The sequence below is a fragment of the Cohaesibacter marisflavi genome, assembly GCF_963665895.2.
GTDB classification, from domain to species: Bacteria; Pseudomonadota; Alphaproteobacteria; order Rhizobiales; family Cohaesibacteraceae; genus Cohaesibacter; species Cohaesibacter marisflavi.
This window is the reverse complement of the sequence record NZ_OY762534.1, coordinates 3832501-3855658: the sequence shown is the minus strand read 5'-3', so window position 1 is coordinate 3855658 and position 23158 is coordinate 3832501. Positions and strand designations below refer to the sequence as shown.

The 23158-nt window shown below is 55.0% G+C and carries 23 protein-coding genes and 2 rRNA genes (1 of these 25 cut by a window edge); 8 read left to right on the top strand and 17 right to left on the bottom strand.

What is annotated here, in order from left to right; genetic code table 11:
• The first annotated feature begins 21 nt into the window (after positions 1–21).
• Positions 22–810: a helix-turn-helix domain-containing protein gene (locus ACKPCT_RS18280; protein WP_090074488.1), complete on the top strand. Its 789-nt coding sequence runs from the start codon at positions 22–24 to the stop codon at positions 808–810.
• A gap of 83 nt (positions 811–893) precedes the next feature.
• Here ACKPCT_RS18280 and ACKPCT_RS18275 read toward each other — a convergent pair whose 3' ends face one another.
• The 6 genes from ACKPCT_RS18275 to ACKPCT_RS18250 all read right to left on the bottom strand — a co-directional run bounded on the left by ACKPCT_RS18275 (position 894) and on the right by ACKPCT_RS18250 (position 6649).
• The gene (locus ACKPCT_RS18275; protein ID WP_319567584.1) at positions 894–1940 is read right to left on the bottom strand and encodes an NAD(P)-dependent alcohol dehydrogenase; all 1047 of its coding nucleotides are present in this window, start codon (positions 1938–1940) and stop codon (positions 894–896) included.
• A 411-nt stretch (positions 1941–2351) separates the two neighbouring features.
• A complete protein-coding gene (locus tag ACKPCT_RS18270) occupies positions 2352–3305 on the bottom strand; it encodes an ABC transporter permease (protein ID WP_319567583.1) in 954 nt (317 codons plus the stop codon).
• Entirely contained in the window at positions 3302–4249 is a 948-nt protein-coding gene (locus tag ACKPCT_RS18265; protein ID WP_319567582.1) for an ABC transporter ATP-binding protein, read from the bottom strand. Before ACKPCT_RS18265 ends, ACKPCT_RS18270 begins: the two co-directional genes overlap by 4 nt.
• Positions 4246–5454, bottom strand: coding sequence for a COG1470 family protein (locus ACKPCT_RS18260; RefSeq protein WP_319567581.1), 1209 nt, complete (start codon positions 5452–5454; stop codon positions 4246–4248). The genes ACKPCT_RS18265 and ACKPCT_RS18260 overlap by 4 nt, the downstream gene beginning before the upstream one ends.
• 145 nt (positions 5455–5599) lie before the next feature.
• Positions 5600–6001: a hypothetical protein gene (locus tag ACKPCT_RS18255; protein ID WP_319567580.1), complete on the bottom strand. Its 402-nt coding sequence runs from the start codon at positions 5999–6001 to the stop codon at positions 5600–5602.
• A gap of 138 nt (positions 6002–6139) precedes the next feature.
• The gene (locus ACKPCT_RS18250; protein ID WP_319567579.1) at positions 6140–6649 is read right to left on the bottom strand and encodes a DUF2301 domain-containing membrane protein; all 510 of its coding nucleotides are present in this window, start codon (positions 6647–6649) and stop codon (positions 6140–6142) included.
• Positions 6650–6941: 292 nt separating this feature from the next.
• Here ACKPCT_RS18250 and ACKPCT_RS18245 point away from each other — a divergent pair, with 292 nt between their 5' ends.
• Genes ACKPCT_RS18245 through ACKPCT_RS18220 form a run of 6 tightly spaced genes read left to right on the top strand, consistent with a single transcriptional unit; the run spans position 6942 to position 13396 of the window.
• Complete coding sequence (locus ACKPCT_RS18245; RefSeq protein ID WP_319567578.1) at positions 6942–8021, top strand: ABC transporter ATP-binding protein; 1080 nt, start codon at positions 6942–6944, stop codon at positions 8019–8021.
• A gap of 42 nt (positions 8022–8063) precedes the next feature.
• The gene (locus ACKPCT_RS18240) at positions 8064–9032 is read left to right on the top strand and encodes an ABC transporter substrate-binding protein (RefSeq protein ID WP_090074474.1); all 969 of its coding nucleotides are present in this window, start codon (positions 8064–8066) and stop codon (positions 9030–9032) included.
• Between the two features lie 4 nt (positions 9033–9036).
• Positions 9037–10776, top strand: coding sequence for an ABC transporter permease (locus tag ACKPCT_RS18235; protein ID WP_244544753.1), 1740 nt, complete (start codon positions 9037–9039; stop codon positions 10774–10776).
• A complete protein-coding gene (locus ACKPCT_RS18230; protein WP_090074471.1) occupies positions 10764–11789 on the top strand; it encodes an MBL fold metallo-hydrolase in 1026 nt (341 codons plus the stop codon). Before ACKPCT_RS18235 ends, ACKPCT_RS18230 begins: the two co-directional genes overlap by 13 nt.
• A 4-nt stretch (positions 11790–11793) precedes the next feature.
• The gene (locus tag ACKPCT_RS18225) at positions 11794–12396 is read left to right on the top strand and encodes a dual specificity protein phosphatase family protein (RefSeq protein ID WP_319567577.1); all 603 of its coding nucleotides are present in this window, start codon (positions 11794–11796) and stop codon (positions 12394–12396) included.
• A 4-nt stretch (positions 12397–12400) separates the two neighbouring features.
• Positions 12401–13396 carry a LacI family DNA-binding transcriptional regulator gene (locus tag ACKPCT_RS18220; RefSeq protein ID WP_090074469.1) on the top strand — a complete coding sequence of 332 codons (996 nt, stop codon included), beginning with the start codon at positions 12401–12403 and terminating at the stop codon, positions 13394–13396.
• Positions 13397–13534: 138 nt separating this feature from the next.
• Here ACKPCT_RS18220 and ACKPCT_RS18215 read toward each other — a convergent pair whose 3' ends face one another.
• From ACKPCT_RS18215 to ACKPCT_RS18185, 7 genes are read right to left on the bottom strand one after another with little or no spacing between them, the layout of a single operon-like run.
• The gene (locus ACKPCT_RS18215) at positions 13535–14488 is read right to left on the bottom strand and encodes an ABC transporter substrate-binding protein (protein WP_090074467.1); all 954 of its coding nucleotides are present in this window, start codon (positions 14486–14488) and stop codon (positions 13535–13537) included.
• Between the two features lie 42 nt (positions 14489–14530).
• On the bottom strand, positions 14531–15565 hold the full coding sequence (locus ACKPCT_RS18210; RefSeq protein WP_090074466.1) for an ABC transporter permease: 1035 nt from the start codon (positions 15563–15565) through the stop codon (positions 14531–14533).
• Positions 15562–16323: an ATP-binding cassette domain-containing protein gene (locus ACKPCT_RS18205; protein WP_090074465.1), complete on the bottom strand. Its 762-nt coding sequence runs from the start codon at positions 16321–16323 to the stop codon at positions 15562–15564. Before ACKPCT_RS18205 ends, ACKPCT_RS18210 begins: the two co-directional genes overlap by 4 nt.
• Positions 16320–16652, bottom strand: a complete 333-nt coding sequence (locus ACKPCT_RS18200; protein ID WP_090074463.1) for a hypothetical protein — start codon at positions 16650–16652, stop codon at positions 16320–16322. Before ACKPCT_RS18200 ends, ACKPCT_RS18205 begins: the two co-directional genes overlap by 4 nt.
• Entirely contained in the window at positions 16645–17397 is a 753-nt protein-coding gene (locus ACKPCT_RS18195; RefSeq protein ID WP_319567576.1) for a hypothetical protein, read from the bottom strand. Before ACKPCT_RS18195 ends, ACKPCT_RS18200 begins: the two co-directional genes overlap by 8 nt.
• Before the next feature lies 1 nt (position 17398).
• On the bottom strand, positions 17399–18241 hold the full coding sequence (locus ACKPCT_RS18190; RefSeq protein ID WP_090074460.1) for a BtpA/SgcQ family protein: 843 nt from the start codon (positions 18239–18241) through the stop codon (positions 17399–17401).
• On the bottom strand, positions 18238–19131 hold the full coding sequence (locus tag ACKPCT_RS18185; protein ID WP_090074458.1) for a carbohydrate kinase family protein: 894 nt from the start codon (positions 19129–19131) through the stop codon (positions 18238–18240). The genes ACKPCT_RS18190 and ACKPCT_RS18185 overlap by 4 nt, the downstream gene beginning before the upstream one ends.
• Before the next feature lie 239 nt (positions 19132–19370).
• Here ACKPCT_RS18185 and ACKPCT_RS18180 point away from each other — a divergent pair, with 239 nt between their 5' ends.
• Positions 19371–20114: a GntR family transcriptional regulator gene (locus tag ACKPCT_RS18180; protein ID WP_175528138.1), complete on the top strand. Its 744-nt coding sequence runs from the start codon at positions 19371–19373 to the stop codon at positions 20112–20114.
• A gap of 125 nt (positions 20115–20239) precedes the next feature.
• Here the strand turns inward: ACKPCT_RS18180 and ACKPCT_RS18175 are convergent, their stop codons facing one another.
• The 4 genes from ACKPCT_RS18175 to ACKPCT_RS18160 form a co-directional block, all read right to left on the bottom strand.
• Positions 20240–21532 (bottom strand): ArsB/NhaD family transporter, encoded by a 1293-nt coding sequence (locus ACKPCT_RS18175; RefSeq protein WP_210186793.1) that lies wholly within the window; start codon positions 21530–21532, stop codon positions 20240–20242.
• Positions 21533–21672: 140 nt separating this feature from the next.
• On the bottom strand, positions 21673–22140 hold the full coding sequence (locus ACKPCT_RS18170) for a CBS domain-containing protein (RefSeq protein ID WP_139229306.1): 468 nt from the start codon (positions 22138–22140) through the stop codon (positions 21673–21675).
• Between the two features lie 221 nt (positions 22141–22361).
• Positions 22362–22476 (bottom strand): 5S ribosomal RNA (gene rrf / locus ACKPCT_RS18165).
• A 121-nt stretch (positions 22477–22597) separates the two neighbouring features.
• Positions 22598–23158 (bottom strand): 23S ribosomal RNA (locus tag ACKPCT_RS18160) (it continues 2176 nt past the right edge of the window).

Below are 23158 nucleotides of genomic sequence, written 5' to 3'. Positions count from 1 at the left end.
CAGACTTGGACAGTTTCATACGTGGAAACCAGTAACTTCATTGAAAATCTTCGCTATGCCTGCAGCCAGAAAAAATCCGTTTCGCAAATTTGCCGCGATATCGGCCTCAATCGGCAGCAATTCAATCGATATATCAACGGCACGTCCCATCCGTCTGCCTACAACCTGACCAGAATAGCACGGTATTTTTCGCTGCACCCGTCCGACTTTCATACCGTGCCATCGGTTTTTGCCGGCCGTTTTGAAAAGGCTCAAAAAGGCACAATCGGCAAGGACCGCATCAATGAGGGCTTTCCGGGCGACATCAGAGCTCTGCGACATCATCTGGGCTTTTTTCAAACCTACCATGTGTCGTTGTCCTGGCCCGGAAATGTGGTTTGCTCCTGCAGTCATCTGGAAGAACGCGATGGACTGGTGATCTCAAAATCAATCGAGCGCATCCGCAATGTGGAATTGGAGATCAAGCAATTCACCAAATATAATGGCAAGGCGTCCTATTTGCGCGACCGCATCTTTGTTGTCGAAACCGCCTCGATGGGTGAACCGATCATCACCCAGACGATCCTCCTGCCCTTTCAGGAGCATCAGCAGCTCTACCTCAAGGGCCTATGCACCGGCATTTCATGGCGAAACCAGAATATGCCCTATGCGACGCGCATGATTTGGCGCTATCTGGGCACGAATCCGGACAAGCGCGCCATGCTGGAACGGTGCGGAATTCTGTCACCCCGTTCGCGTCTGTTGTCACCGACCGTCAAGAAATTTCTCCTCTCTGGCGATATGGAACGGGCCATGCTTCAGCTGGCATAAAAAGAGCCCTGAGCATTCCTGCACAGGGCCGTATTTAGCGTCCAATGAAAGAGCGAGGCGACCGCTGCCTCGCAACAGGCTTCCTAAGCTTGAAGGCTTTTCATATCGATGACGAAACGATAGTGAACATCAGAGCGTTCAAGGCGTTCGTAAGCGGTGTTGATGTCCTGAATATTGATCATCTCGACTTCCGGATGGATACCGAAACGGGCACAGAAATCGAGGCATTCCTGCGTTTCCTTGATGCCACCGATAATCGAACCGGCTACCCGACGGCGCCCACGGATCATGAAGGGAGTTGTCAGCTCTTCCAAAGGACCAATCTGGCCAACCAGGCAGAGCGTGCCGTCAATATCGAGCAGCGGCAGATACGGATTGACGTCATGCTTGACCGGAACCGTGTCGATGATCAGATCAAAGCCATTGGCATAGGCTGCCATCTGGTCTGCATCCTTGGAGACAAGGAAATTATGCGCCCCGAGAGCTTCGGCATCTTTCTGCTTGTCGGGCGAGCGGGAAATGACGGTAACAATGGCCCCCATCGCATGAGCCAGCTTGATGGCCATGTGGCCAAGGCCGCCCATCCCGACAACACCAACGCGCGAGCCCGGCCCGACATTCCATTCACGCAAGGGAGAATAAGTGGTGATACCGGCGCAGAGCAGCGGCGCAGCTTTGCTGATGTCGAGCCCATCCGGCACGGTCAGCACAAATTCTTCACGGGCGATAAGATTGTTGGAATAGCCCCCTTGTGTAAGGTCACCTGTCTGACGGTCCGGCGCGTTATAGGTGCCCGTCCAGCCCTCACGGCAATATTGCTCGTGATCCTTCTTGCACTGATCACATTCCTGACAGCTATCCACCATGCAGCCAACCGCAACAATATCGCCAACCTTATGCTTGGAAACACCTGAACCAACTTCCGTGACACGCCCGATAATTTCATGGCCGGGAACGCATGGGTAAACGGTTTTGGCCCAATCATCCTTCACATAATGCAAATCCGAGTGGCACACACCGCAATAGAGAATGTCCATGGCGACGTCATTGTTTCTGAGATCCCGTCGCTCGAACGAAAAGGGTTCTAACGGACTTCCGACAGAGTGAGCCGCATAACCGAATGATTTCATTTATCTATCCTTGAAATTTCTTAACCAGAAGAGTCGTTTCGAGGCCCCATCCATGGGGAGGAAATGGGGCTTCACCCTTAGAGATGCTAAAAACAGACAGCAAACAGGCAGAAGCCATGGGACCGAACCGATAAAGACGATGATGTTTCCTTGGTATTGTGGGCAATTTTGGCAATCACCCAAACCACGGCAACCATTATGAATGTAGCATGCAATCGCGACAGAGACTTGAAACCCAAGGCGCAATCAGAACACTCCGCGTCGAGTTAAACGCTTTTCACGCCCCATTGCAATAAACGAAAACTACTCATGCCATGACCAATTGTTTGTCCGCACCATGGGCCAGAAACACATCTGCCGTCAGGAGACCCGGCGGCAGACACTTTTCTCGTTGTGATCAATAAGCCCTCTTTACGAGCGCACTTCCTGTCGCTGGAAGCTGACATAAGCCAGCGTAAACATGAAGAGCATGCCGGCTATCAGGCCAGCGATCTGTGGCCATATAATCTTGATGCTCTGCATCGTCGGCAGGGGCGAGCCGATGAGGGCACCCTGCAATTGCGACATGAAGATCGGCCCCACCGAGCGTGAGGTCGGATCAAGCAGCATGGTGGCTGTTTCCCCATAGAGGATGGCTGGCGAAATGCGGGCCAGAGACTGCTGGGTGTGGAACTGGGCCAGCATCGTCATCGGATCATAAGGATTGATCGGCGAAATGACGCTTGCGAGCAATGGCGTGATCATCTGCCAGAAGATCGTGAAGATCAACCACACAGACAGGGCCGCCAATGCTGATGTCGCCGGAGAGCGGGTAAGCGTCGAGAAGGCCAATGCCAAAGCCAGCCACACCCCGGTATAGAACAGGGTGGCAGCCAGATAGACCAGCCCCCGCGCCACATCAGCGCCGGAAGGAGGCAAACCGAGAAACAGAATACCCAGCCCGACCATCAACAGCCACAAGGTGACAAGTGCGATGGCCAGCACCATCAGCCCACCCAGAAACTTGCCGAACAGCACCGCATCGCGATAGATCGGCTGCGCCAGAATGCGGCTCATGGTGCGCCGGCTGAACTCACCATTGACCGCATCAAACCCGAGGGCGATTGCCAGTAGCGGCAACAGAAAGCCCATGAAGGATGAGAAAGACGGCAATGGCGCCTTGGCCACAGTAAACAGTTTGAGGAACAGGAACGCGTCCTGCGCCGTGGTTGTCTTGATCTGACCGATAGCCGCATAGACCGCACCAATAGCGGTCAGCAGAACCAGCATCATAATCAGATGCATGCGGGCACTGGTCATGTGATCGGCGGCCTCTTTGAGCGCAATCGAGGCAACGCCTGTAAGAGGAGATCCTTTCCTTTTCATTGCTGTATCTCCTTTTGCTCGATATCGAGGAAGAAGCGATTATAGGCTTCACTCAAGCTTGCCCGATGGGCCTGCAAAGACAAAAGGTCGCCCCCATGTTCGGTGATCATCCGGGCCAGCTCCGGCCTGACATCATGCGTCGCAGACACCATCCAGTGTTCCTTGTCACGATGATCGACAGCTCCGACAGCAGGGATGATATCGACACAAGCGCTCAAATCGATCTTCCGGGCTGCCACATCGATCTGGAAGGACCCGCCTGCAACATCATTGGTGAATTTTTCCACTGACCCCATGAAGCCGATCTTCCCCTTGTTGAACAAGGCGACACGCGTGCAGATGGATTGCACCACATCGAGCATATGCGAGGAGATGAGCAGGGTCATCCCATCCGCAGCAAAGGCACGAATCAGATCGAGCAATTCATCGGTCGAGCGCGGATCAAGCCCGGACGTGGGCTCGTCCAGCACCGCCAGCCGAATTTGCCGCATCGCCAGCTCGGCAAGGCCCAGACGTTGGCGCATACCACGCGAATAGGTGCCAACACGCTTGTTGGCAACATGATCCAGATGCACTTGCTGCAACGCGGTCATTATGCGGTCATCTATCTCACTGACATCAATGCCACCGAGGCGAGCGGTATAACGCAGATTTTCCAACCCGGTCATGCCATCATAAAAGCCCACAGAATCGGGCAGATAGCCAACCTGTGTCTTCACCGCCAACGGATCACGCAATGGATCCAGATCCAGCACCCGCACAGAGCCGGCGCTGGGCTCAGTTAGCCCGATCAGCATCAGAATGGTTGTCGTCTTGCCCGCCCCATTGGGGCCGAGCAAACCGACAATTTCGCCCTCATCCACCGCAAGGTTGACTCCGTCAACGACAGTGGATGCGCCGTAGCGCTTGGTAAGGCCTACGGCTTCAACAACCGGTCTACTCATCTGCGACCATACCGGAAGATAGCGCCGAGCAGAACGATCACGGCAATGGCGATGATACCGACCCCGATGATGCCCCACATGGTGGAGGTTTCAACGGTCACGCGATAATCGACCTCTTTGGACACCCCGTCAGCCTTGGCGCGGATGTGAACCATATAGTCACCGGCGATTGCCTTGCTGGATGGCTCGATCTTCACATTCACATTCTGGGTCTTGCCTTCATCCAGCTTGGCCAGTTCCTTGGGATCAAAAGACACTTTCCAGCCGCTTGGCGAGGTTGCGCTCAAAGTGACCTTGTTGGCAGCTGCCGTTCCGTTATTGACCAGCACAAACGGGAAGGTCGTTTCCGAACCAGCGGTGGCCTGCCCGCTCAATCGGTCGTTTGGACCGCTTAGCAGCAATTTGGGAGAGCCACTGACCTTGAGGCTGACCTTGGCCTTGGCTGCGGGATCATCCGGCCCGGCAACGGCGGCTACCTCGATCGGATAATCGCCCTCGGCCACGTCATGATTGAGCTTGATGGTCATGGTGACCGATTCGGTCGCACCTGCCTTCACCGGAATGCCGGTGATTTCCTCGTTGCCATAGCCTTTCTTGAAGGTCGCCATGAAACCGGCAGGCGCATCGGCGGACAGGTTGAACAGAGTGTCGTGGTTGGAACCGTTGGTCAGCTTCATCTTATATTGAAAGCTGGTATTGACCGTGCCATGCAGCGCGGGCAATTCGGGCACAAGCGTTGTATCCCCAAGCGGAATGTCCGCAATGGCAACGCTCAAAGGCAGCTTGAACTGATCGCCATTGGCGATGGCATCCACCTCGAACTTGTAGGTCTTCTTCTCGGCATCATTGGCCGGATCAACCTTGAGCGTCAGATTATCAATTTCATTGGGAAGAGGCATCGCAGAGGTAACATCCGTCCCCCCCGCCTTAATGGAATAGGTCCACCCCTCCGGCAGGCCCTTAACAGCCAGTTTGGTGCGCACAGGATTGTCTAGTGCATTGAGAAGGGATAGCGGAATGGATACCTTTTTGCCCGCAGATACCGCCACGTCAGGGTGATCGGCGGTAAGCCAGAAACCATGGATGGCCGGACCATTGGCCGGTTGGGTGAAGGCTTCGGCCAGGGCATGGGAAGAGAGAAGCGGAGTCATGGCCATAGCGGCCCCGAGCAGCGCGAAACTTGCGCTTTTTGCCAGAGATTTCATCGGAAATCTTCCTTGTAAAAGTCTGTAAAGGTATGGATGAAAATCCGCTCAGCCGGGCATCAATGCCCTGTCTTGCGCATTTGCGATGTCAAGCCCCTCACAAGGGTGACAATGCGCCAGGACAACAAACCAAGCGAATGATTGTTCAGGCTTTTACAGGAAGAGGAGGACCTCGGCCGAAAGGTTTGACATTGGACGGACTGCCATCAATGGACAGTTCCAGCCAGATACGCGCCAATTTGAGGAAAACGGGATCGGGATGTTTGAGGGTGGCCTTGTCAACGGGGACGAACTGCCCCATCCCGTCTTGAAGGTCTTCACGTACCTCCACATCGGCGACAGGACGCGCATAAAGCTGATCCTGAAAGCTGCTGACCTGTTTCGCGCCCAGCCATTGCAGCTTGCCAAGGCTGGCGGCATCAGACTGGAAGGACGAGGAGAACAGAAGCAGGAAGGCCAGAAAGAGACCAAGCAGCCCGCGCAACCAGACAGCTTTCTGGTTGTTCAGACGATCGGCCCTCATCCCTTTTCCCAACGTCTCGCTCATCCCTATGTCCCCGGTTTTGCATCCCCGGATCATGGCAGATCAATGCCATCCTCGCGAGATCTTACCAAGGCCCCGGATATGGCGAAAATTTGTCTATGAACAAGTGCGGAAAATTAAATTTCCGTAGGGTTTGCGGCTTCAAACCTCATATTTGCTTTTATCGCCAATATCGAAATGCAGCGGCATGCGCCATTTGGCAATGCTGACGACAAGAAACAGAAGCGCCGAAATACCCGCCAGAATCTGGGCAATGGGTCCAGCATCAAGCGCCAGAGCAAACCACAATGCAGCCAGTAAAAGCGGCTGCGCTGGCAAACCGGGCACCTTGAAGCAGAAATATTCCTTAAAGCAAAGCCCGCCCAGCGTGATGAAACATCCCCCAAGACCAATCAGCGGAAAGCCCAGCATCGCACAGAGTAGCCCAACCCATGTCGCTCCCTGCAAAGTCAATCGATAGGGCTTCATATAAATATGCAGGCTGCTGGCACACATCGTGGCAGCAACAAAGCAGAGCTGTTGGACCGGATAAGCAGTCTGCCAGGGCAAAAGCGCGATGGACGGCGCGGCCAGAACAAAGCCCAGCCGATATAGAATCACGGAAACATAGTCGAGCCAGTCCATTTCAGATTTGATATGCGGATCTGCCAAAGGGATGTCCTTCTATATCGGGTGGGGCGTGCGGGGTTGGTCAACATCATGATAACGCAAGTCACCGGCTTAACCCAAACGCTTTCCCCCTTGCTCCAACGTCATTTTCTTCTGCACGCCCGCTTTTTGGACAGCGAACTATTCTATAAAACCCATTTAAAACAATAGCATAAGTTCCTTCACCAGCGATTTCACAAAAGTGACATGAAATCGAAAAGAAAGTTTCGCAAAGCCCAACCATAGTGCCGCCAACTCCATTGCACAGCTGTGCAAACCAAATAGGACCTTCCCGATGGGCGCTATTGAAATCACCGGCATTCACAAATCATTCGGCAAAACCGAAGTCTTGCGCGACATATCACTCTCCATCAAATCAGGCGAATTCGTTGCGGTGCTCGGCCCATCCGGCTGCGGCAAGACAACCCTGCTGCGTACGCTGGCCGGATTTGAAAAGCTGGACAAGGGCGAAATCCATGTGGACGGCCGCTGCCTTTCCGGACGCGATATTCATCTTTCGCCAGAAGAGCGTGGCATCGGCGTGGTTTTCCAGAATTACGCCCTATGGCCTCATATGAGCGTTGAGCAGAATGTGTCCTACAGCCTGAAGGTCAAGGGCATGTCCCGGACCGAGCGCACCCAACGGACGAAAGATGTGCTCGAACTGGTGGGGCTCGACCGCTTGGCCAATCGTAGACCGGCAGATCTGTCCGGCGGGCAACGTCAGCGTGTAGCTCTGGCCCGCTGTCTGGCCATGCAGGCCGGAGTGGTGCTGCTTGATGAACCGCTCGCCAACCTTGATGTCCACTTGCGCGCCACGCTGGAAGAGGAATTCTCCCGTTTCCATCAGCGCTCGGGCGCAACCATGTTCTACATCACCCATGACCAGTCCGAAGCGTTGGCGCTGGCCGATCGCGTCGCCGTCATGGACAAGGGCCGCATCGCTCAGTTTGCCACCCCCAGCAAGCTTTACCTCGAGCCAAGCAACGAAATGGTTGCCGGTTTCATTGGTGAAGGCAAATTGATGGATGTTTCCAATCTCACCCCGAGCGATGACGGTATGGCCCATGCCAACCTGTTTGGCAAACCCATCCGGTTGCGCTGTGCCAACTCGGCCAGCGCCCGCTCGCAGGCCCGCATTTCATTCCATCCGTCCGATCTATCCCTTGCGACGGCCAAAGAAGAAGGCATTCCGGCCACCGTCAAGCGATTGACCTATCGCGGCGATCATCTGCGTGCCGAGGTCGCCCCCGTCCCGGCACCCGATGTCTCGCTCACCCTGAATGTTGCACCTCCCTTCTCCATCGAGCAGGGACAACATGTGTCCATCGCCCTTAACGATGGATGGGTCTTACCCGACCCACAATTTGCTTAATCCCCTCTCTCAAACTCACCTAATCATTCAAGGACTTCCCTTATGCGTACCCTTACTCTGGCTGCTCTGGCCCTTATGGCAGCAACCGCAGCGCACGCTGAAACCACCATCACGCTTTACACCAGCCAGGCTCCCGAGCAGGCTCAGGAAACCGTTGATGCTTTTGAAAAAGCCAATCCGGATATCAAGGTCAACTGGACCCGCAACGGCACCTCCGCCCTGATGAATGTGATGCGCGCCGAAATCGAAGCCGGTCAGGTTCAGGCCGACATTCTGCTGGTTGCCGACCCGATCAACCTCGGCCTGCTGAAAGCTCAGGATCAGCTGCTGGCCTATCCCGAGGCCCCGGTCGCTGCCTATGACAAGGCGGCTTACGACAAGGACATGACCTATTTCGGCACCAAGGCCATCACCACCGGTATCGCCTACAACACCAACAGCGCCAAGCCTATCAAGAAATGGGCTGACCTGCTGACCGAAGAAAACCGTGGTCAGATCGCCGTACCGAGCCCGCTTTACTCCGGCGCCGCTCTCAATCATCTGCATACCCTGATCAATCAGGACTCCATCGGTTGGAGTTTCTATGAAGGTCTTGCCGACCTCGACATCGCTCCGGAAGGCGGCAACGGCCCGGCAACCAAGGCTGTTGCGTCCGGCATGGCCAAATATGCCATCATCGTTGATGCCAACGCCCTGCGCGCCAAAGCAAAAGGCTCTCCGGTAGACTATATCGCTCCGGAAGACGGCGTCTCCTTCATCGGCGAACCGGTTGCTATCCTCAAAAACACCAAGCATGTTGCCGAAGCCAAGAAATTCGTCGACTTCCTGCTTTCCAAGGAAGGTCAGGAACTGGTTTCCAAACAGGGCAACCTGCCTTTGCTGTCCGACGTTGCAAGCCCAGAAGGCTTCCCGGCTCTCTCTTCCATGAAACTGCTCGGCTATGATGTCGATGCAGCTGTGAAAGCGAACGAAGAAGTTCGTGCCAAATTCGCAGACATCTTCGGAATGTAAGCGCGTGTCAGACCTCGCAGTAGAACAGGAGCGCCCCGAGCGGGCGTTCCGCCTTTCGCGTCTCAAGCTCAGTGGCGAGATGCGTCTGATCATCTGTCTTGCCCTGTTTGTCGGCCTGCTCTCTATCGCGCCGCTGGGACGACTTGTTTATGCCGCCTTCTTTACCGATGGCTCTCTGGATCTGGAGAGAATCACCCACATTCTGGGTGGCCGTCGCGTGTTGCAGGCAACCGGCAACACCATCTGGATTTCCATCACCTCCACACTTCTGGCCTCTGTTATCGGCACACTCGCTGCCCTGCTGGTCGGCATGACGGACATGAAGGCCCGTACCGCGTGGGTATTCGGCTTTGTCCTGCCGCTGATGATCCCGCCGCAGGTAACAGCCCTTGCATGGGTGCAGTCATTCTCCCCCGCCAGCCCATTGCTTGCTCCTCTTGGCTTGACCCTTGAGCCTGGTATGCGTCATCCGCTCTATTCGTCTGGTGGCATCATCTTTTTGCTTGGGCTCTATAACGCGCCGCTGGTCTTTCTTTCCGTGCGCGCAAGCCTCAGACGGGTGCCAGCCAATCTGCTCGAAGCGGCCCAAAGCGCTGGCGCAAAGCCTCTGCCCGTGGTTCTGGACATTATCCTGCCACTCGTGCGCAGCGGCATCTTCGCCGGAGCCGCACTGGCCTTTGTCTCCTCCATCGGTAATTTCGGCATTCAGGCCATGCTGGGCATTCCCGCCCGCGTGCCAACCCTCATCACAATGATTTACCGTCGCCTGAACAGCTATGGTCCCTCGGCCCTTAATGACATGGCGCTTCTGGCCCTGTTGCTTGCCGTGCTCACCATCATCGGCATGACCATCACCGGATGGCTGGGTCGACAGGGCGACCAGCGGGTTGACGGCGCCAGCATCACATTGCGCCTTTCCCTTGGCCGCTGGCATTGGCCCGTCGCCACTCTGGCATGGGGCTATCTGGCAGCGGTGTTGGTGCTGCCTCTCTCCTCTCTTGCTGGTTCGGCACTGGTGCGCGGCTATGGCCAGCCCCTCACACTGGACACCCTAACTTTTGAAAATTTCAACAATGCACTGTTTCGCCATGAAGGCATTCGCGAGGCCTTTGCCACGAGCTTCATGCTCACCGGACTGACGGTGTTCATTCTCATTCCCGTTTCCATCGCCCTTGGTTATTTTCTCGTCTGGCGCACGGGGTTCTTGTCCAAACTTCTGCATCTGGCTTCCGAATTGGCCTATGCCCTGCCCGGCATCATCATCGGCGTGGCCATGATCCTGTTTTTTCTGCGCCCGTTGCCCCTCGTCAATGTCAGCATCTATGGCACCATTTGGGTCATCTTTGCCGCCTATCTGTCCAACTATCTCGCCCTCGCCCTGCGTCCCATTCTAGGCGGCTTTGCGCAGGTGGACCGCTCGCTCAACGAAGCAGCCCAGATTGCGGGTGCGGGTATCCTTTCACGCCTTCGGGATATCGTCCTGCCAGTGCTTGCGCCTTCTGCAGCAGCAGCCGCAATCCTTGTCTTCATGACGGCGATCAACGAAATCCAGACTTCTGTACTGCTGGTCTCTTCCCGCGCTCAGACCATTGGGCCGATGATCATTTTCCTCGAAGAAGCTGGCTCCTCCACCCTGGCCGCCGCAGTGGGCTGCCTGATGGTACTGCTCATCCTGTCCCTCATGCTGGTTTCACTGTGCTTTAGCAAATTTCTGCCCAAGGGGGTGCTGCCATGGCGCGACTGATCGCTATCAGCGGCCTCAACCGCAAAAGTGCCGCCCTGTTTCTTGTCGAAATCGGTGGGCGTCGCATCCTGTTCGATTTTGGCGATGGCCTCGAACCGGGGGAGCATCCCGACATTGCCAGCATCGGCAAGGTGGATGCGCTTTGTCTCAGCCACGCCCATGAAGATCATATCGGCTCTCTTTTGCGCCTTGATGAAGTGGGCATGCCCCCGGTCTATGCCACCAAACGGTGCTTTGATGACATTCCCGCGGGCATAGTGCCCGCTGACCGCCGCGAAATTCCTCAAAAGGGTCAGTTCGATCTGCTGGGCATACCCATGACAGTTGGCCAAAGTGGCCACGCGCCGGGCGGCGTCTGGTTTCACCTGCCAACTGATCTGGGCGGCTTCATCTATTCAGGTGACGTCTCGGCAGAATCCGACAGCATGCCCATGGACCCGATGCCCCCCGCAGCAACCCTGCTGATTGATGCCTCCTATGGCGACCGGGACAGTCTGCTCACAGAGCAAAAGCAGCAAATAATCGCTAAGGCAAAAGGCGGAGCCGTGGTCTGTTGCCCTCCTGCCGGACGGGGCGCAGACATGGTCCACGCCCTCAGGCAAGCGGGCTATGAAGTCAAGGCCGAAGCCATCATCGCCAAAGAATACCAAATCGCCATGGGACATACGGTTCCGGTGGTGGACGCAGAGACAGCCAACCCCGAGGATGTTATTGTCACAACCGGCTCGAATGGCGAGGAAGGCCTGTCGGCTGACCTGCTCAAGCGAGAGGGATTTCGCTTTCTCTTCTCCAGCCATGTCCCCAAAGGCAGCCCGGCCTTCCCGCTGATCGCGGAGAAGCGTGCGCAATGGTTGCCATGGAATGTTCATCCGCGCCTCAGGGATATACTCATCTGGGCCGACCAATGCAGAGCAGACCGGGTCATACCGGCCTTTCTTGATATTACGACCGCTCCGAAGCTGGTATCCGGCCTCGGCCCCCGTCTTGCCCTCAAGCGGGAATTGGAGATTTGAGACTTTGAAGCACAAGACATCCCGCCATGGCTTGCCAACCGACGTCGATGCAGCCGAAGCCATGGAAGACGCGCAATCCCTGTTGATTCCGATTATCGAGAATTTCGGCCCCCATCGCAAAGCGCTTTACCTTGGCAATTTGCCCGCAGCAGAAGATGCCCACGCCTTACAGAGCGCCAATATCACCGAAAGCCTCAATGTCTCTATCAATATTTTCCCGCAGGATTTGACCCTTGACGACGGAACCGAAATCCGCCGCTACCAGATCGGCATGATCGATGGGCCAGGCAACAGCCCCCATCTGCTAGCAGCATCGGTGATGACACTTCAAGGCCTGATGCATGGCTATATCGAAGGCAAGCCCCATTACCCTCAGCATCACTGCGGCAATATTCTCATTCATTGCCGGGGTGGCCGCTCTCGCTCCGTCACGGTTCTGGCACTCTGGATGGCCGCTTTCTGCCCAGATCAATTCGCCTCCTTTAAAGACGCTCTGGATCATATCCGAATCATTCGCGCCCTTCCGCAAAGCTACCCCTTGCCCGGCATGATGGCTCTGGCCGATGACGTCCTGTCCAACAGACTGTTACCGAACATGAGCAGGTAGGCCCATGAACGATAAATTCGTGTCGGCTTCCGATGTCGCCAAACGGGCGGGCGTGTCCCGCTCGGCAGTTTCGCGCACCTTCACCACAGGGGCCAGCGTCTCGGAAAAGACACGGCGCAAGGTGATGGCGGCAGCAGAAGAGCTGGGCTACAAAGTCAATCTGTTGGCCCGCACGCTGCATATGAGCCGCTCCGATCTGGTGGGGGTTGTGGGCAAAAACCTCTCCAGCCCCTATATTTCCGCTCAGATCGATGCCTTGAGCGCCGCTTTGAGTAAGCATGACCTACAGTGCATTCTGGTCAATTTGGCGCAGGTGGATGGCGACATCACCAAATCCGTCGAACGTCTGCTGGAATATCGGGTACGCACCGTTGTGCTTCTTTCTGGCGCAGCGCCCGATGAAGTGGTTCGCATCTGTGCGGCCAATGGAACCCGGTTGGTCCTGATCAACCGCACGATGCCGGCCGCAGTTGCCCATGCAGATATGATCGAAGCGGATTCGGCAACGGGCGGACGATTGGCAGCCCGCAGGCTCATACAGGCAGGATGCCAAAATGTGGCCGTGCTGGTGTCCGCCTCACGCACCCATGCCAAACGGGCCCGTGCCGAAGCCTTCATTGCCGAAATGGATCGCAGCGGGGTCGCAGTCACACAATGGCGCGAAGGCCCCCATTGTTATGAAACCGGAGCGGACGCCGCCCGGACCCTTCTTGCCCGTCCTGGCATAGACGGCATCTTTGCCGTGAGCGACGAGCTGGCGCTGGGCGCCCTTAACACCGCCAGACATGAGCTGGGATTTTCGGTGCCTGAAGATCTATCCATCATCGGCTTTGATGATGCGCCCATTTCCGGCTGGTCCTCTCACGATTTGACCACGGTGCGGCAATCCCTGTCAGCCTTGACTGAAGCAACGCTGCAAGCGGTGATGGGGCCTGCCAATGGACCAAGCTCTCGCAGAAGCATCCCGGTAAAGCTTGTTGAACGTGGCTCGGTTCGCTAGAGGCTGCCACCTTTCCAAAAAAATCCCCCTTATCCTGACAGGTGGACAAGGGGGAGAGGAACAACAGGCTGCGAGGACTGTTGGAAAAAGCGAAGCCGACCGTCAGAGGGGAGAAACGACCGGCTTCCTTTGCCTAGCTTACATGCAGCTAGCAATATACTCGTATTTGTCAGCCAGTTCCGGCTGATCAGCCGTGATCGTAACAATCTCGGTCATGGTCACCTTATCAAGGGTTTTGCCATCGATCAGAGCGACGGCAGCATCCATTGCAGCTGCGCCTTCAGCTGCCGGGTTCTGCGCAATCAGAGCCTGAATGGCGCCATTCTTGAGCGCAGCAACTTCAGCGGAAGCAGCATCATAGGCAATCATCTTGACCTTGCCGATAGCGCCAGCCTGACGCAGACCAGTGATCGCGCCAATGGCACCCTGGTCGTTGGTAGAGAAGATCGCCGCCAGATCCGGATGTGCAGACAAGGTGGAGGTTACGATTTCAGCCGCTTTCTGCGGATCATCAGACTGATATTGCGGGCCGATATATTCGATATTCGGGAATTTCTTGATTTCTTCCTCGAAACCGGAGGTACGGGCGTCCTGTGCCAGAGAGCCAGGAGGCTGGGTGATAACCATGACCTTGCCTTTTTCGCCGATCAGCTTAGCCATGGCGTCAGCAGCCAGCTTGCCACCTTCCGCATTGTCGGTCAGAACCTGCGTTTCAACAAAAGAGGTGTCGGAAATCGTCTGATCAATGGTGAGAACCTTGGTGCCGCGTTCTGCCAGCTCTTTCATCGGCTGAATAAGCGCCTGCATGTCGGTGGGAACGATGGCCGCAACGTCAGGCTTGGTGGCCGTTACCGCATTGACAACCGGAATCTGGCTATCAGCAGCGAACTGATCAGGAGCAGAGACCGAGAGGTCAAGGCCGAGCTCTTCAGCGCGCGCCATCGCGCCACACTGAAGGGCCTGATAGAAAGGGCTGCCCTTGACGCCGAGGACGAGGGAAACAGTGCCCTTGTCTGCGGCCTGGGAAGGCAGGGTCAAGGCGGCAAGGCTTGCTGAAAGGACAAGCGCGGAGACAATCTTTTTAGTAAACATGGTGATTATTCCTTTTCTGGAAGGCTTGGTTTTTGACACGGTTTACCCGCGTTTTCTGAGCCGTCTCTTGAGCTGGTCGATCCAGACGGCAAGGATCAGTACCGCACCCATGGCAACAGTTTGCCAGAAGGGCGGAATTCCGAGAATAACAAAACCATTAAGCAAGATGATCGGGATGAAGACACCGATCACGGTGCCGAAAATACCGCCCGACCCGCCAAACAGGCTGGTTCCACCCAGAACAACGGCCGAGATAGTCGTCAGGTTGTCCATGGCGTGACCATTGATGGTCGTGGTGGCAAAGCGTGCATTGGCCATGACCGCTGCAATACCGGCCATCGCACCAGAAATGGCATACACGGTCATCATGCGTTGGGTCACCTTGATGCCGCTGCGTCGCGCGCCCTCATCATTGGAGCCGACGGCATAGACATGCAGACCAAAGCGGGTAAAACGCAAGACCAATCCGGCCACGATCACACAAACAACCGCGATCAATACCAGAACCGGAATGCCGAACAGACGGCCTGACCCGATTTCGGTTACAAGCAACTCCGGCATGGCCCGAACATCCACTCCGCCAGACAGAATCTGGGCCCCGCCCAGTGCCATACCCATCGTACCGAGAGTAACGATCAGGGCCGGAATTTTGGCGACAGACACCAGAAAGCCATTAAGAAGGCCCCAAAGAATACCCGTGACGATCGAAGCAAAAACGCCGATCAAGATCACGCCCCACCCGGCGGAGGTGGTGCCAAAAGTCGTGCCGCTGTCGCCGGAAAGCGCCAGCATGACTTGTGCCGATACGACAGAACAAAAAACCAGCACCGAGCCGATGGACAGATCAATCCCGGCGGCGATGATCACATAGGTTTGCCCGGCTGCCAGCACCAGAATGAGCGCTGCGTTGATGGCCAGCTGCTGCATGTTGTAGGCAGACGCAAACTGACTTGGGCGCAAGCCGGTGAAAATGCAGATCAGTACCAGCAGCAGCAGAAAGATCCAGCCCGAGGCCAGAAGGCGCAGCATGCGGCCGTCATTGGATTGCGGCATGTTGAAATCTTGGCTTGTGCTCATGACTGCTTCTCCGTGGTACCGCTGGTCATTTCTCTGACAAGGTCGTTGACGGTGACATCCTTGGGGTTGAGATCGGCAACAGATTGGCCCAGTCGCAAGACATGCACCCGATCGGCGACTTCAAGCACCTGCGGCATGTTGTGGCTGATCAGAACCACCGAGGTACCGTTATCGCGCACCCGCTTTGTCAGCTCGAGCACACGCTCGGTCTGCACCACACCGAGGGCTGCAGTGGGTTCATCAAGAAAAACGATTTTTTCCGCCCACATGGCAGCTCGCGAAATGGCAACCGACTGTCGCTGACCGCCGGAAAGAGTATCAACGGCCACATTCTGGGACTTCAGCTTGACGCCAAGCTCGGTGAAGACCTTTGCCGCCCGCTCTCGCATGGTCACGCGATCCAGAACCCCCAGCCTGCCAAGCAGGCCTGAGCGGACAAGTTCGCGACCAAGATAAAGGTTCTCCGCCGGTGGCAGATCAGGAGCCAGCGCCAGATCCTGATAGACCGTGGCAAGGCCTGCATCCTGTGCATCACGCGGGGAGCCGAAATGCACCGGCTTACCATCGATCAGCAATTCGCCACTATCAAATTGATCAGCGCCGGAAAGGATTTTTACCAGTGTCGACTTGCCTGCGCCGTTATCGCCAATAAGCGCGACGATTTCACCCGGCATGACCTTGAAGTCGACACCGCGCAACGCCTGAACATGGCCAAATGTGCGGCGAATGTTGCGGGCTTCAAGCAAAGGCTGGGTCATTTCACCGCATCCTCCATCTCAAGCCCGATATTGTTCGAAAAGGCAAAGAATTCGCTGTAACGCGCTTCAACAAGGGCCTGCCAATGGTCGTACGCCGCCTGACTGCTCGGAAAGCGCCAGATTTCAACCGTTTCAAAATCATGCTGACCGCGAATATGGAACCGTCCCTGCGAAACGGCGCCCTTCTCGGTAGCAGCCTTGCGAATGCTGTTCCAGGAAACGCAAAGCGCATCCTTGTCAGCTTGCGCTGTCAGATACCAGTGTGGACGGGGGCGCGCATAATGCAGCCATGCACAGTCAGCACCGGATTTTTGAGCATGATCAGACATTGTGACCCTCTCCTTCAGTCTTTTTGGGCGCGATCAGGTCGCCGAGTGGGCGAATGCGCCCGACAATGTGTCGGGATGTTGTGAATTTGAAATCGGCTACACGCTCATGGCCACGAATGGCACTGTCTGCAACGTCCGGCCCGGCAATTTCCCAATAGCCCAGATGATGCCAGTGATGAGCGATATCGAAGCGCATGCGCCCCGAAATATTGACCTCATGATCCAGATCGCCCTTGAAGGCTTCATCACACTCCAGATCATAGTCATTCCGCTCAGCCACCGTGGCTTCACACCATTGGTCATTCCACTCCCACAGAGCAAGAAAGGCCCATTCATGGTCGCTATGGGCACCCTTGCCGAAAACGGGTGAGAATTCTCGAAGACCAATCAACCATTCGGTCTTGAAAGCGCGGACCCAGCCAGCCTTTTCCAATCGAACGGTACCCGCCAACGCGGCATCAAGGCTTGGCGCTTCAAACACGCCTGCCAGATCATGTGAATGAGTAAAGCCGGTATCAATGCCCATGGGAACATTGGGAGCCTCTGGATCGAAAACGCAGCGCTGCGAAACAATCCAACCCTCGGCCACAAGCTCATCCAGAACCCCGTTGATCGCCGCTTCATGACTGGCATCATAGATACCCGGCAAATCGTCCTGGCGGGTCGCAAGAAACAGCACGCAGGCCCGCGCCCTGTCTGCTCCTTCAGCCGTAAAGACATCCGTATCGCCTGTCAGTGCGCTCATGTCAGCGAGCCTTCCGGACAGCAGTCATCAGACGCTCGACCCGTTCCGGATCAATCGGATTCCACCAGACATTGTCCTTTTTCAGCCATTGACCAACGATGGCACCATCGGCAACAGACATGAGGGCCGGCACCTGTTCGGGAGAAAGACCAGAGCCGACAATCACTGGCAGGTGAGTGCCTGCGCGCACCTGATCCACTTCTTCCGGCTGGGTTGGAGACCCTGTCCGCTGGCCGGTGGCGATCAGCACATCAGCATCGAACCATTCTGCATCGGTTGCCTGCTCCGTGATCGTGCGGTCTGCCGTGATCGCGTGTGCACCGAACTTCACATGCACGTCGGCTAGGATTGCCACATCCTTGGCACCGATATTGGCTCGGTAGCGCAGAGCCTGCGAAGAGGCACCGTTGAGGAAGCCTTCATTGGCCACATAGGCATTGGCCCACTGGTTGACTCGCACCCACTTGGCCCCGACAGCCTTGGCGACAGCAAGCCCCGGAATGGCGCCATTGGCAACGCAGGTAATCCCGATTGGAGTATCCACTGCTGCGCGCACCGCTTCACAAGCAGCCGTCAAACCGGCAACTGTCTCATAGCCGATATCTTCAGGACGGGAGAAGGGCATATCCCCGGCATTCTCGATCATGATGCCATCGACACCGCCTTCAGCAAGCGTCTTGGCATCCTTCACAGCCGCAGCATAGATTTCACGGACAGGTGCGCCATCGTAGCGGGGCGCACCCGGCAGGGCTTGCAAATGGATCACACCAATAATCGGCTTTTTGACCCCAAACAGACGCTCAAGCGCATTGTCTTTTGGCGGCATTACTACGGGAGCTGTCATTTTGCCCTCTTTTCTTTTTCGTGATTGAGTTGTTTCAAAGTCGGATATGCCGTTTGTGCGCCCTTGGCGCCACAAGACAACGTCGCGGCCAATACCGCATCTTCCAAGGCCACTGCGGGGCAGACACCCCGCGAAAGCCCGGCCAAAAACCAGCCCGCCAAACAGTCACCTGCCCCTGTCGTATCACGCACGGGCAATCCTTCTGGTGCGGGAATATGGGTTACTGTGCCTGCAGCGTGATATTCCGCCCCCAAAGGCCCACGTGTGCGTACAACAGAGTGGGCGCCCATGGCTTCAAGGCGCGCAACCGGCGCTTCGCCAATCAGAGCCGCAGCCCGATCATTCACAAACAGCACAGACGCACCATCGATGGCATAATCCAGTTGCTCTATTCCCTCGGGAAATGTCGCGGGTTCCAGATCGAGCGACCAGGAGAGGTCAGCCTTTTTCGCCATTTCAATGAGAGGCCGACCTGCTGGCCCGTAAATGGCCGTATGAAGATGGAAGCTGCCCTCAAGAGAGAGGCTGGATAGGTCTTCCGGCTCGGGATAGATTGATACACCGGGATAAAGCACAAGACGCTTTTCACCGTGCGGCTCGACAATCGAGACAACACGGCAAAGCATGCCATCCGCCCGAACCAGCATGGTGCGGATATCATGATCACGCATATGCTTGTCTGCCTGACGCGACATATCATCTTGACCGACACGCCCCATGAACGCAACTGCAGCCCCGGCACGCACGGCTGCAACCGCGCTATTGGCGGCCACACCGCCAAAGCCATCAATCAGGCCACGCGCAGAAACTTTTTCATCGGGATCGGGAAAATGGGAAACAGTGAATGTCTCATCCCAACTCATATCGCCGACAAAAACAATGTCATCCATGGGTATATCCTCATTTGTTATGACATTAGTATCTTTGTAATGACAAATTAGGTCAACATCTGATAGCTTGTTTTTGCACAATATTAGTGCTGTGTATAATATTTGTGCATTTATTAGCAATTTTGTTCGAAAAATACGCAGGATTACGGGTTGCAGGATTAAGTCTCAACCATTGATTATGGTTGCTCGGTTGAGAAAAACCTGCAAATGATATGAAGAAGCAATACAAATGGTGTCTTATGAAGTGGACTGAACATAAAATCGTCGCCAACGGCGTTCCACGCTGGCTGCAAATTGCAGAGATCTTGCGCGAAGCAATTGAGGACGGTTCATTTGCAGTTGGTCAAAGCATCCCGACTGAAGCCGAAATCAATAAGGCTTTTGATGTCAGCCGTACGACAACCCGTGCAGCAATGCAGAAACTCGTGCAAGATGGCTTGATTTCTCGTCGCGCCGGTTTGGGCTCAATCGTTGTCGATCAGAAGGTCGATCAACCACTTCATCAGATCCGCAGCTTCTCAGAAGATATGGAAAGCCGCGGTATGACAGCATCCTACGAGGTTTTGAGTTGCGGTCTGACGACGGCAACCCCCGAAGCCACCCATGGACTGGGTCTGGCCTCCGGCGATAGACCATTTCACATCGAACGGTTGCTGAAAGGCAATGATCGTCTGATTGGCTACTCCCAATCCTTCGTCCGCCCAGATATTTTCAATTCCGTGGCCCCACCAGATGCAGACTTCCTGTCCCAAGGTTCACTCTATGACTGGATCGCTACGGAACTGGGCATCAAGATCAATGGCGGCGTAGAATTTATCGAAGCCGGTCTGGCAGATGCCTTTCTTGCCAAAACGCTGGATGTGAAAGAGGGAGACCCTGTTCTGGTCGCCCATCGCACGGCGCAATCAGAAGCCGGTTTACCAATTGAATTTGCCGTGATCACCTATCGCGCCGATCGCTATCGCTTCCGCGTAGAACTGTAGCCCCTGATGGGATCAGCGAGCGTTTCTGCCAACTTTTTTTGGCCTCTTCATATCCGAATGAAAAAAACCGCCGCCAGATGTCTCCGACGACGGTTTGATTGATTGGGTGAAATCCCGTCATTCGATCAAAAATAGACAAAATAGGCATAAATCGCCGAAATAACGGTCGTCACCATCATCAAGGGGAAAGACAGCTTAAGGAACTGCATGAAAGAAATGCGCTGTCCGGCCCTTTCCGAGAAGCTGGCCACCATAACGTTCGCACTGGCACCAATCAGCGTGCCGTTGCCCCCCAGACAGGCTCCGAGCGACAAACACCACCAAAGAGGTTCGATGGCCTGTGGCCCCCCAAGGTCCGTCTGCATCGCTTTGAGCAGAGGAATCATGGTAGCCACAAACGGAATATTATCCACGATGGATGACAGGATCGCCGAGGCAAACAGAACGATCATCCCCGCAAACTCGACATTTGTGCCTGTGATGGCCAAAAGCTTGCCTGCAATGATCTTTAAAAGCCCCGTATGCTCAACGCCGGCGACCAACACAAATAGCCCCAAGAAGAAGAAAATCGTCTCCCATTCAACCTGATTGAACGCTTTGTGCACTGCATGAGACTGCTCTTCTGGCTTTCCACCAAAGGTGTGTAGAAGAAGCAAAAAAGCCGCACCAGTAAGAGCAATCGTGCCCGGCTCCCATCCCTGACCATGACCATAGATAAAGCCGAACAGAACCAGAGCCAGCGTAATCAGCGATTTGGTAAGAAGCACTTTGTCTTCTATCGCCTCAAACGCGTTATATTGCATCATCGCCTGCTTATCTTCTTCTGCGGCATGCATCTTCCGACCCCAGATAAAGTCAAAAAACACCAAGCAGACTATAAGAATAAGGATGGCAATCGGACTTACCCATTCCACAAAATCCATAAAACTGAGCCCAACAGCAGATCCGATCAAAATGTTCGGAGGGTCACCAATCAAAGTTGCTGTACCGCCAATGTTGGACGCAAAAATTTGGGAGAAGAGGAACGGGTAAGCCTTTAGATTGAGCTGATCTGTCAACAGCAGCGTAACCGGTACAACGAGAAGCACCGTAGTCACGTTATCAAGCAGGGCTGAGAATACGGCTGTTACCACCGCGAGTGCGATAAGCAACATCCTTGGGTTGGCTTTGACCAGTTTGGCGGTATAGATCGCCACAAACTGAAACACGCCTGATTCCTTGGTGATGGCGACAATCACCATCATACCGGTAAGCAGGAAAATCGTGTTGAAATCAATTCCATGAATGACCAGCTCGAAGTTCAGTACACCTAGAAGAACCAACAGACCAGCACCCAACAAGGACACAATGGCTCTGTTTATCTTTTCAGTGATAATGAAGAAGTAAGCTGCAATCAGAATGACGGTCGCCACAATCATGGGCGGCCATCCAAAAATAGCACTTGTGGCTATTTCACTGGCATTTTCCATTGATCAACTATCGCTTTTATTGCCGATGGATAGGCAAACAGTCGCCTGCGCCCACCCAATCGAGATTGTTGGATGTGCTAAGCTGTCGATCAGGAAGAACTGGAAACAATCAGTTCCAGTTCGGAGATGGCGGATTGTTCCGTCAAAATGCCGAGGAACTTTTGTGTCCCGCTCTCGACGACCGGCAAGGGGCTGCCGTGTTTGGTCAGCTTTAGGATACCCTCCCATACCGAAAGGTCTGGGCTGATGGTAATCGGTTCCTGTTCCATGGCGGATTCAACGGGCTTTGACTTGATTTCGTTGATGCGCTTTGCGATGTCGGGTTTGGCACCGCGCGCAAAATCAAGATGCTCAAGACCGTTGGTCATTGTTACAGAAACGGGTAGGACTTGCCTCATAACGGACATGAATCCAAACATGCCCAGAAGTCTATTGTCACTAGATATGACGGGAGCAGTTCTGATCTTTTCATGTTCGAGAATATGCAAGGCATCCTCGACAATCATATCGGGAGTCAGACTGATCACTTTTTCGATCATTGCGTCTTTACAAGGCACTGTAACCTCCTAATCTTGTGTTGGCATATGAGCCACAGTCCCTGTTGACGCAATTAAACCTCAATTGTGGCATGCTAAAGTAGAATTGGTGCATTTTGACGCAGTATGAACAGAAAAATCACATTTCTGTGATTACGCCCTTGTTACACTGTCCTCATTCAGACGCAAAAACCCCCCGGCTTATGGAGCACGGGGGGTTTTTGAATGTTTGTTATTAGCAGGCCCGGCAGCGACCTACTCTCCCACGTCTTAAGACGGAGTACCATTGGCGCAGAGGATATTAACGGCCGAGTTCGGGATGGGATCGGGTTTGGTGTCCTCGCCATAACCACCGGGCCGGCGAATAACAAACAGAGAAGCTGGAGTTGCTAACGGTGATTTTATCCAATCACCTAGCGCTTAGTTTTTTCGTGTTGCTAAAGAGCAACCCGCTTTGAATGAATATAGACAAATGAGAGTAATCAAGCCTATCGAGCTATTAGTATCAGTAAGCTTCGCACGTTACCGCGCTTCCACACCTGACCTATCAACGTGGTGGTCTTCCACGGCTCTCAGGGAGAACTCGTCTCAAGGTGGGCTTCCCGCTTAGATGCTTTCAGCGGTTATCCCTTCCGCACATAGCTACCCTGCAATGCGGCTGGCGCCACAACAGGTCCACCAGAGGTGCGTCCAACCCGGTCCTCTCGTACTAGGGTCAGCTCCTTTCAATTCTCCTGCGCCCACGGCAGATAGGGACCGAACTGTCTCACGACGTTCTGAACCCAGCTCACGTACCGCTTTAATTGGCGAACAGCCAAACCCTTGGGACCTGCTCCAGCCCCAGGATGCGATGAGCCGACATCGAGGTGCCAAACAATGCCGTCGATATGGACTCTTGGGCATCATCAGCCTGTTATCCCCGGAGTACCTTTTATCCGTTGAGCGATGGCCCTTCCACACGGGACCACCGGATCACTATGACCGACTTTCGTCTCTGCTCGACTTGTCAGTCTCGCAGTCAGGCTGGCTTATGCCATTG

Coding starts and splice junctions, on each gene's coding strand:
- ACKPCT_RS18200 (WP_090074463.1), bottom strand. CDS start 16,652: ATGTCTGATCATGCTCAAAAATCCGGTGCTGACTGTGCATGGCTGCAT.
- ACKPCT_RS18255 (WP_319567580.1), bottom strand. CDS start 6,001: ATGAGCGAGACGTTGGGAAAAGGGATGAGGGCCGATCGTCTGAACAAC.
- ACKPCT_RS18245 (WP_319567578.1), top strand. CDS start 6,942: ATGGGCGCTATTGAAATCACCGGCATTCACAAATCATTCGGCAAAACC.
- ACKPCT_RS18185 (WP_090074458.1), bottom strand. CDS start 19,131: ATGGATGACATTGTTTTTGTCGGCGATATGAGTTGGGATGAGACATTC.
- ACKPCT_RS18180 (WP_175528138.1), top strand. CDS start 19,371: ATGAAGTGGACTGAACATAAAATCGTCGCCAACGGCGTTCCACGCTGG.
- ACKPCT_RS18210 (WP_090074466.1), bottom strand. CDS start 15,565: ATGAGCACAAGCCAAGATTTCAACATGCCGCAATCCAATGACGGCCGC.
- ACKPCT_RS18275 (WP_319567584.1), bottom strand. CDS start 1,940: ATGAAATCATTCGGTTATGCGGCTCACTCTGTCGGAAGTCCGTTAGAA.
- ACKPCT_RS18270 (WP_319567583.1), bottom strand. CDS start 3,305: ATGAAAAGGAAAGGATCTCCTCTTACAGGCGTTGCCTCGATTGCGCTC.
- ACKPCT_RS18215 (WP_090074467.1), bottom strand. CDS start 14,488: ATGTTTACTAAAAAGATTGTCTCCGCGCTTGTCCTTTCAGCAAGCCTT.
- ACKPCT_RS18260 (WP_319567581.1), bottom strand. CDS start 5,454: ATGAAATCTCTGGCAAAAAGCGCAAGTTTCGCGCTGCTCGGGGCCGCT.
- ACKPCT_RS18220 (WP_090074469.1), top strand. CDS start 12,401: ATGAACGATAAATTCGTGTCGGCTTCCGATGTCGCCAAACGGGCGGGC.
- ACKPCT_RS18265 (WP_319567582.1), bottom strand. CDS start 4,249: ATGAGTAGACCGGTTGTTGAAGCCGTAGGCCTTACCAAGCGCTACGGC.
- ACKPCT_RS18195 (WP_319567576.1), bottom strand. CDS start 17,397: ATGAGCGCACTGACAGGCGATACGGATGTCTTTACGGCTGAAGGAGCA.
- ACKPCT_RS18205 (WP_090074465.1), bottom strand. CDS start 16,323: ATGACCCAGCCTTTGCTTGAAGCCCGCAACATTCGCCGCACATTTGGC.
- ACKPCT_RS18175 (WP_210186793.1), bottom strand. CDS start 21,532: ATGATTGTGGCGACCGTCATTCTGATTGCAGCTTACTTCTTCATTATC.
- ACKPCT_RS18230 (WP_090074471.1), top strand. CDS start 10,764: ATGGCGCGACTGATCGCTATCAGCGGCCTCAACCGCAAAAGTGCCGCC.
- ACKPCT_RS18240 (WP_090074474.1), top strand. CDS start 8,064: ATGCGTACCCTTACTCTGGCTGCTCTGGCCCTTATGGCAGCAACCGCA.
- ACKPCT_RS18190 (WP_090074460.1), bottom strand. CDS start 18,241: ATGACAGCTCCCGTAGTAATGCCGCCAAAAGACAATGCGCTTGAGCGT.